The organism is Paracoccus sp. MKU1, from assembly GCF_001447385.1.
Taxonomy (GTDB): domain Bacteria; phylum Pseudomonadota; class Alphaproteobacteria; order Rhodobacterales; family Rhodobacteraceae; genus Paracoccus.
Genome location: NZ_LLWQ01000074.1, coordinates 1 through 5,339 on the forward strand (window position 1 = coordinate 1; position 5,339 = coordinate 5,339).

Sequence of the window (5,339 nt, forward strand, 5' to 3'; positions counted from 1 at the left end):
CCAGGTCCACCTTCCGATCCTGTCTGGGCTCTGTGCTGCTGTTGCCCGTATACCGCTTCGCCACCCGCATCTCCGTTATTTCGTTGATAGTTTAACCGCCTACCATTGATAGCGCCAGACACGGGACCACGTCGGTTTCGTGGCCCACATGAGTGAGCAACTCGCCTGTCAGATTCGACACAAGGCCCCGCCGCCCGGTTCCGACTGTCGCCTGGCTTACAATCCGCCCACCGCCTCATCGCCGTCGGAGGGCGCATAAGCAGCGATATTGCGACGAGACAGGTCGAAATGCGCGATCACGATAGTCTCTGCCGCATCAGCGTCATGGCGCTCGATCGCATCGATGATCTGGTCGTGATGCTGGGCTGCGAGCCGCAATTGCTCTCCCGCTTCCGGATCGCGTCGGAAAAACGTGCGCCCGACGCGGCCGTGGTCGATCAGAGCGCGGCGCAGGCTGGGCAGCAGGAAGTCATTCCTGGCGATCCTGCCGATCTCGTAATGGAACTCGTTATTGGCCATGACGCGCTCTTCCACGTCGCCGCTTTCCACCGCTTGGCGGAAATGTTCCTGGATCCGGCGGAGGTTCTCGACATCTTCCCGGGTCGCCTCCTCGGCCGCAAGCCGTGTGGTCGCCACATAGAGCATCGACGCCACCGGATAGTAATCCTGCAGCGTTTCATAGCTCATCGACGCGGCGCGGGGGGGGCGGTTCGGCTCAAGCTCGATATAGCCTTCGCCTGCCATCTGCCGCAGCAGTTCACGCACCGGAGGGCGAGATAACCCGAACTCCTCAGCCAGCGCGAACTCGTCGATCAGCGCCCCTGGCCGGATCTCCATAGTGAGGATCCTGCGGCGGAGCGCATCTTCCAGCGCCGCCCTTCGATCGGACCCGCCCTTCGGGTTGCCTCGCTCAACACTCACCTTGGGCATTTCCCGCCTCCTTTCTATTTTTCATAGACTGGTAGTCTATTAATGATATACTGATCTCACCAAACGGCAAGCGCACCGATTCGTCTTGTTAGCGCGGTTCACGAAATCATGCCCGTATCCCCTGCAACCCGCACTGCCGTTGCAGCCGGCAGCGCATATCTGGAGGAAAGTTCATGGCATTTGAAGGCATCCTGACGCCGGTGATGACGCCCTACAACGCTCAGGGCGAGATCGACTTTGACGCCTATTCCGAGATCCTCGAGGCCCAGATCGCTGCCAAGGTGCATGCGATCATCGTCGCCGGTTCGACCGGAGAATATTATGTCCAAACGCAGAAGGAGCGCTTCGAGATCGCCGAGCATGCGCGCAAGGTGGTGGGCAATCGCCTGCCCCTGATCGTCGGCACGGGCGCCATCCGCACCGAGGATTCCATCGAATACGCCAAACATGCTCGGGAAATCGGTGCCGATGCCATCCTGATCACCACGCCCCCCTATGCCATGCCGACCGAGGAAGAGAATGCGCAGCACACCCTCGCCATCGACAAGGCGGCGGGCCTGCCGGCCATGCTCTACAACTATCCGGCCCGCATGGGCGTCCAGATGGGTGAAAAGTATTTCCGCCTGGTGAGCGCATCGAAGAACATCGTCGGCATCAAGGAAAGCACCGGATCGACCGACAGCATCCACCTCCTTGCGCTGAAATTCCCCAACATCGCCCTGTCCTGCGGGTGGGACGACCAGGCGATCGAATTCTTCGCCTGGGGTGCGCGCAGTTGGGTTTGCGGGCCCGCCAACTTCATCGCCCCCGAAGCCATTGCGCTCTACGAGGCCTGCGTGCTCGAGAACGACTTCGCCAAGGGGCGGGCAATCATGGGGGCTCTGATGCCGCTGATGGAACTGCTCGAGACCAACTTCAAGTTCGTGCCGAAGATCAAATACGGCTGCGAGTTGATCGGCTTGCCGGCAGGCATCGCCCGCAAACCGTTGGGCGAGTTGAACGAGGAAGAGAAAGCCCTGTTCAAGCAAGTCGTTACCGACCTCCAGGCGAATGTCGCCAAGGTGCTTGCAGACAAACAGGCCGCCTGAACCGAACCCGCTCGGCACCCGATGATCGAAGGATAATCCAGTGAACACGCTCAAGGTCAGGAAACTGCCCGTCGATACCGGACGGTCGGGATGGGAGGCAATCGCGCCGCGAACCTTCCCCGCCCGCGCACTCGACGGCGACATCACGGCGGATTGGCTGATAATCGGTGCCGGCTTCGCGGGTCTGGCCGCCGCGCGTCGGGTGACGCAACTCCATCCCGGCGCCCGCATCGCGGTCGTCGATGCCCGGGAACTGGCACTTGGCCCCGCCGGGCGCAATTCCGGCTACATGATCGACGTGCCGCATAACGTTTCGACGGGAGGTTACGCCGTCGGCGATGCAAATGACTCGATCCGCGAAATGGCCCTGAACCGTTTTGCCATCGACTTCGCGAAACAGGCCGCCGCCGAATACGAGATGCCGGTCGAGACCTTCGATCCTTGCGGCAAGATCAACGCCGCCGCCACGGCTAATGGCGAGAAACACAATGCGGATTTCAGCGGCGCCCTGGCGCGGATCGGGGAGCCCTATCGGCTGCTCGACACCGCCGAAATGCGCGAGCTCACCGGGACCGGCTACTACAGGTCCGGGGTGTTCACGCCGGGGGCCGTGCTGATCGAGCCCGCGGATTACATCCGGCGCTTCGCCCAGGGGCTGGGCTCGAAAATCGCTCTATATGAGAACTCGCCGGTGACTGAACTTGCCCGTGCGGGCAAGGAATGGACAGCCCGGACCCCGAGAGGATCGGTGACCGCGCCCAAGGTCATCCTCGGCGTCAATGGTCACATCCAGAGCTTCGGGCACTTCAAGGGCCGGCTGATGCATGTCTTCACTTATGCGTCGATGACGGCCCCATTCCACCACAAGGCCGGCCGGGATCGTTGGGCGCTGCTGCCTGCGGATCCGATGGGCGCCACGATCCGCAAGATCACCCATGCCGAAGGCTCGCGGATCGTGATCCGCAGCCGCTTCACCTACAACCCCGATCTCGAGACGACCGAAGGCACCGTGCGCCGGATGGCGAAAACCCATCGCGCCTCCTTCGACGCCCGCTACCCGGATCTGCGCGGCCTGCCATTCGATTACAGCTGGGGCGGCCGGCTTTGCCTGAGCTGGAATCATAGCCCGGCTTTCGGCGAGGTCGAGGAAAACGTCTATTCCGCCTGCTGCGAAAACGGGCTTGGAACCGTGAAAAGCACGCTGGCAGGGATCATGGCCGTCGATCTGGCCTCGGGCCGGCAGTCCGAACAGCTGGACATCTACCGCAATCATCTACCGCCAAGCCGGCTTCCGCCGGCGCCGATCGCGACGATCGGCGCCCGCATCGTCATCCGCCTGCAAGAAATCCGCGCGGGCCGGGAAGGGTAATCAGCCGACCGGACAGAGGAGTACCTGACACAATCCGGTCAATTCATGGAAGGGAGAGAAGATGAAGATCAAGGCTTTCTGCAAAGCTCTTGCCGTTGCCGCCGTGGCCGGCCTGAGCGCACTGCCTGCCCTGGCGCAGGACAAGACGATCAAGCTGGGCACGATGGCTTGGGAGGATCTTGTTCCGATCACCGGCATCGCCAAGAAGGTGTTGGAGGACAAGGGCTATACGGTCGAAGTCACCGAATTCTCCGAGATCGGCATCGCCTATGCTGCCCTGACCAAGGGCGACGTGCAGGCAATGGTGTCGCAGACGGATTACATCGCCCAGGATTACTGGAACAAGAACAAGAGCCGGCTGGAAAAGATCTCGACCGTCTCCTTTGGCTGCTACCAGACCTTCGCGGTTCCCAGTTATGTCCAGATCGAGTCGATCGAAGAGCTGAACGCGAACTCGGACCTGCTCGGCGGCAAGATCATCGGCATCGAGCCCGGCTCGGGCCTGATGCGCGACGCGGCCGACGCGATGAAGGAATACGGCATCGAGCTTGAACTGGTCGAAGGCAGCACCGCCGGCATGACCGCCGCGCTGAAATCTGCGGTCGATCGCCAGCAACCCATCGCGGTAACACTCTGGAATCCCAGTTGGATGTTCCAGAAATTCGACATGAAATTCCTGCAGGATCCGAAGGCCGTCTTCGCTCCGCCCTGTGCCTATCACATGATCGCGCACAAGGATTTCTCCGCGGAACACCCCGAGGCGCGCGAGCTGCTGGCCGCCATCTATGTGCCCCTTGAAGCCAACATGGAAATCAACACCGCCGTCGTCGACGGAAAGACCATGGATCAGGCGGTCCAGGACTGGCTGGAGGCGCATGCCGAGTTGGTTGAGCGCTGGGAAAACATCAAGAGCTACTGACGCCTGCCGGGCCGCTGGCGTGACAGCGGCCCGCTGCCATTCATTCGGGGGGAATATGCAAGCCATGTCGAAAAACGTTGATGATGTCCTGTTGGATTGCCAATCGGTCTGGAAGATCTTCGGAGATCGCGCACCTGCCGCGATGAAGGCGGTCGTCGAGCGAGGCCTGTCCAAACGTGACGTGCTTCAGGAGTTCGAATGCGTCATCGGCGTTTCCGAAGCCTCGTTGCAGGTCCGGCGCGGTGAGATCTTCTGCATCATGGGCTTATCCGGAAGCGGCAAGTCGACCCTGATCCGCATGCTGAACCGGCTTATCACCCCGACCAGCGGCAAGATCACCGTCAAGGGCCGCGAACTGTCCAGCCTGAGCGCGACTGAATTGCGCCAGCTTCGCGCCCGCGACATTTCGATGGTGTTCCAGAGCGTGGCCTTGCTGCCCTATCGCACCGTTCTGGAAAACGCAGCCTTCGGGCTCGAGGTGCAGGGCATCTCCAAGGACGAGCGCAACGGCCGCGCCAAGGCTGCTTTGGAAAAGGTCGGGCTCGGCGACTGGATGCAACGCTATCCGTCGGAACTCTCGGGCGGCATGCAGCAGCGGGTGGGTCTGGCCCGCGCACTGACCTCGGACCCGGAGATCATCCTGATGGACGAGCCGTTTTCCGCGCTGGACCCACTGATCCGCCGGCAATTGCAGGACGAGTTCCGGCAGCTGACCAAGGATCTGGGCAAGTCGGCGGTGTTCATCACCCATGACCTCGACGAGGCGATCCGCATCGGCGACCGCATCGCCATCATGAAGGACGGCGTCATCATCCAGACCGGCACCGCCGAGGAGATCATCCTGAACCCCGCCGACGATTACGTCGCCGATTTCGTTGCCGGCATCTCGCGCCTTCACCTGATCAAGGCGCATTCCGTCATGCAGCCGGTGACGCGGTTCGAGGCCGAGAACCCCGGCCAGGATGTGTCATCCTTCGCTCACACCCATCCCGAGGCAGATATCGACGAACTGATCGACCTGACGCTGCAGCAT

General features: G+C 61.7%; 5 protein-coding genes. 4 read left to right on the top strand and 1 reads right to left on the bottom strand.

The annotated features are described in order from the left end of the window. Positions 1-216 precede the first annotated feature (216 nt). A complete protein-coding gene (locus AQY21_RS05040; protein WP_058096687.1) occupies positions 217-930 on the bottom strand; it encodes a GntR family transcriptional regulator in 714 nt (237 codons plus the stop codon). Between the two features lie 173 nt (positions 931-1,103). Between AQY21_RS05040 and AQY21_RS05045 the strand changes: the two genes are divergently transcribed. The 4 genes from AQY21_RS05045 to AQY21_RS05060 all read left to right on the top strand — a co-directional run. Then, on the top strand, positions 1,104-2,018 hold the full coding sequence (locus AQY21_RS05045) for a dihydrodipicolinate synthase family protein (RefSeq protein WP_058096688.1): 915 nt from the start codon (positions 1,104-1,106) through the stop codon (positions 2,016-2,018). A 40-nt stretch (positions 2,019-2,058) separates the two neighbouring features. Next, positions 2,059-3,387 (top strand): FAD-binding oxidoreductase, encoded by a 1,329-nt coding sequence (locus AQY21_RS05050; protein ID WP_058096689.1) that lies wholly within the window; start codon positions 2,059-2,061, stop codon positions 3,385-3,387. A 61-nt stretch (positions 3,388-3,448) separates the two neighbouring features. Beyond that, positions 3,449-4,306: a glycine betaine ABC transporter substrate-binding protein gene (locus tag AQY21_RS05055; protein WP_199766697.1), complete on the top strand. Its 858-nt coding sequence runs from the start codon at positions 3,449-3,451 to the stop codon at positions 4,304-4,306. A gap of 64 nt (positions 4,307-4,370) precedes the next feature. Beyond that, a partial coding sequence (locus AQY21_RS05060) for a glycine betaine/L-proline ABC transporter ATP-binding protein (RefSeq protein ID WP_203416388.1) occupies positions 4,371-5,339 on the top strand: 969 nt, incomplete at its 3' end.

Excerpts from the sequence above, each read along its gene's own strand:
- AQY21_RS05045 (WP_058096688.1), top strand. The coding sequence starts at position 1,104 with ATGGCATTTGAAGGCATCCTGACGCCGGTGATGACGCCCTACAACGCT.
- AQY21_RS05055 (WP_199766697.1), top strand. The coding sequence starts at position 3,449 with ATGAAGATCAAGGCTTTCTGCAAAGCTCTTGCCGTTGCCGCCGTGGCC.
- AQY21_RS05040 (WP_058096687.1), bottom strand. The coding sequence starts at position 930 with ATGCCCAAGGTGAGTGTTGAGCGAGGCAACCCGAAGGGCGGGTCCGAT.